4 protein-coding genes are annotated in these 2,751 nt (G+C 71.6%); 2 read left to right on the forward strand and 2 right to left on the reverse strand.

Annotated features, from left to right (window positions below; translation table 11 throughout):
- Positions 1–693: maltotransferase domain-containing protein (locus tag GT030_RS10105; RefSeq protein WP_161200809.1), on the reverse strand; the 693-nt coding region annotated here is incomplete at its 3' end.
- A gap of 112 nt (positions 694–805) precedes the next feature.
- Positions 806–1,105 (reverse strand): DUF5133 domain-containing protein, encoded by a 300-nt coding sequence (locus GT030_RS10110; RefSeq protein WP_161200810.1) that lies wholly within the window; start codon positions 1,103–1,105, stop codon positions 806–808.
- Between the two features lie 302 nt (positions 1,106–1,407).
- Between GT030_RS10110 and GT030_RS10115 the strand changes: the two genes are divergently transcribed.
- Together GT030_RS10115 and GT030_RS10120 are read left to right on the forward strand one after the other, a co-directional pair.
- Positions 1,408–1,914: a pep a2 gene (locus GT030_RS10115; RefSeq protein WP_161200811.1), complete on the forward strand. Its 507-nt coding sequence runs from the start codon at positions 1,408–1,410 to the stop codon at positions 1,912–1,914.
- A partial coding sequence (locus tag GT030_RS10120; protein WP_346009606.1) for an alpha-amylase family glycosyl hydrolase occupies positions 1,911–2,751 on the forward strand: 841 nt, incomplete at its 3' end. The genes GT030_RS10115 and GT030_RS10120, both read left to right, overlap by 4 nt.

Genomic DNA, 2,751 nt, shown 5'->3' on the forward strand with positions numbered 1-2,751 from the left:
GATGGCCTCAAGACGCTTCTCCGCCGTCCGGAACGTGCCATGGGGCTGCTCGACCGTGCCCTCGGAGCGGGGGAAGAACTCGTACCAGGAGCCGTAGAGGGCGCGTTCGCGCTCCACCAGCAGCGGCATCGGGTCCGAGGCAGTCACCAGCTCCCGCAGGGGGTACTGGGCGAGGACCGCCGCCACCTCCGGGCCCAGGGCGTCCTTCAGACGGTGGTTCACCGAGAGGGTGTCGTCGCCCAGGGCGTGGGCGGCGGCCAGGACGAGGTCGCGCTCCGGGCCCCTGGGCGCTCCGGCGGCCGCGCGCTCGTAGAGCTCGGCGCCCTCCTCCAGCACCAGGCCGGTGTCGATCCCGGCCGGGATCTTGATGCCGGCCGCGTGCCGCCAGGTGGCGATCGGATCGGACCATGCCTCCACGCGGTAGGTCCAGTGGCCGGTGGCGTCCGGGGTGATGTCCGCGCCCCACACGTCGCTGCCGGGGGACAGCTCGCGCATCGGGGTCCACGGACCGCGCCGGCCCTTGGGACCGCGCAGGACCACATTGGCGCCCACCGCGTCATGTCCCTCGCGGAACACGGTCGCGGTCACCTGGAACGTCTCCCCGGCCACCGCCTTCGCCGGGCGCCTGCCGCACTCCACGGCCGGCCGGACATCACGTACCGGTACGCGGCCGATGGCCGGGGTCCTGCGCATGGATCTCACCTCCGCCGTGCGCGAAGCCGGGCACACGGGGCCCGGCTTCGCGGTCCTGGATACGGGCCGGCAGGTGCCGTCCCGTAAAGGGAACGCCATGTACGGTGCCAGGTCAGGGGCTTGGCGCCGTGGATCGCCGCTCCGGGGACTGCGCGCGTCGCGCCGCCCGTCCGGGCCGCGGCCGCCCGTCCTGCTCGCTCAGCCGGCCGGGCGGGGTGGAGCGCAGATACCGCTCCGCGGCGTCCGCCGCCTCCCTGGCGCAGCGTTTTCCCATCAACACGCACAACGTGTAGCCCGAGTCCTCGAAGGTGCTCCGGACCGTGCGGTCGTGGGGCGAGGCGAGCATCACGCGCTCCCACGCCCGGTAACGCCGCAACTGCCGGGCCACTTCGGCCTTGGCGGGTAGCAGCATGGTCCCCTTCACCTTCCACGGCTCTCGACGTCGCGTTCCCGACGGTCGGGTGGTGTCCGAGCACGGAAGGGCGCGGAACCGTTACGGCGATCGAGGGCTTTCACTCATGGTGCACGTGTAAACACACTCCGTCCTGTTGGATCTTCAACAACCTCGCCGTCCGTGGTGCTCGTGTTGCACGAATGGCGTAGCAGCCGCAGTGTGGATGATGACTCAGAAGCGACTGGCATTCACGCTGAGTGTCCGGTGATCCCGCCGGACGGCCGTGGAGCAGGAGCTTCGCCGGTGAGGAGCAAGCGACAATGGAGACCGCAGTGCCTCGCTACTACCACCTCGACGTGGAAGTCAGCCCGGAACGGGTGGGACAGGTCAGCCGCATCCTGGCCGCCCACCTCAGTCACTGGGACCTCGACAATCTCGTGGACCCCGTCCGCCGCGGCACCGAGATTCTGCTGCGCGCCATCGACCAGCACGCCCCGGACACCACCACCTCGATCGAGATGTGGTGGAACGGCCAGCACCTCATCACCGCCATCGGCGGCGGCGACCGCGACCTCGGCCCGGACGAGGGTCTGCGCGCCTGCCTCGCGGACATCGCCGCGATGAGCGACGGGTGGGGCTGCTGCGCCACCGAGACCGGGGCCAGGATCATCTGGTTCTCGCAGCGTGCCCGTGCCGACCAGCGGGTCCCGCTGGTCCCGACCGCTCCCTCGCCGCACATCGGCCGGATGCTGCGCGTGCCCCGCGCGGCCCCGGTGCCCGAAGGGGTCGCCGAGGTGCCCGCCGGCGCTCTGGCGGGCGCCCGGTGACGGCCAGGAAGTCCCGGAAGGGGGTGCCCGTGTGGAGCGGGCACCCCTATCCGTTGGGCGCCTCCTACGACGGCCAGGGCACCAACTTCGCGCTGTTCAGCGAGGTCGCCGAGCGCGTGGAACTGGTCCTCGTCGACGACGCGGGCGCCGAGACGCCCGTACCCCTCCACGAGGTCGACGGGTCCGTGTGGCACGGGTATCTGCCGGAGGTCGGGCCGGGCCAGCGGTACGGGTACCGGGTGCACGGTCCCTGGCAGCCCTCCCTCGGCCACCGCTGCAACCCGGCCAAGCTGCTGCTGGACCCCTACGCCCGGGCCGTCGACGGCCAGATGGACAACGACCCCTCGCTGTACGAGCGCGACCCGCACGGCCCGGCACCCGCCGACAGCGCCGGGCACTCGATGCTGGGCGTGGTCACCGACCCCTACTTCGACTGGGGCGACGACCGCCCGCCGGGGCACCCCTACTCCGAGTCCGTCATCTACGAGACCCATGTGCGCGGCCTGACCCGGACCCACCCGGACGTGCCCGAGCGGCTGCGCGGCACCTACGCCGGGCTGGCGCACCCCGCGGTCACCGAGCATCTGACCTCGCTCGGCGTCACCGCGGTCGAGCTGATGCCGGTCCACCAGTTCGCGCAGGACGGTGTGCTGCGCGACCGGGGGCTGTCCAACTACTGGGGCTACAACACCATCGGCTTCTTCGCCCCGCACAACGCCTACGCCGCTCTCGGCTCGCGCGGCCAGCAGGTCAACGAGTTCAAGGCCATGGTCAAGGCGATGCACGCGGCCGGCCTCGAAGTCATCCTCGACGTGGTCTACAACCACACCGCCGAGG

Origin of the sequence: Streptomyces sp. SID1328 (assembly GCF_009865595.1) — a bacterium.
In the GTDB taxonomy this organism is placed as follows: domain Bacteria; phylum Actinomycetota; class Actinomycetes; order Streptomycetales; family Streptomycetaceae; genus Streptomyces; species Streptomyces griseoluteus.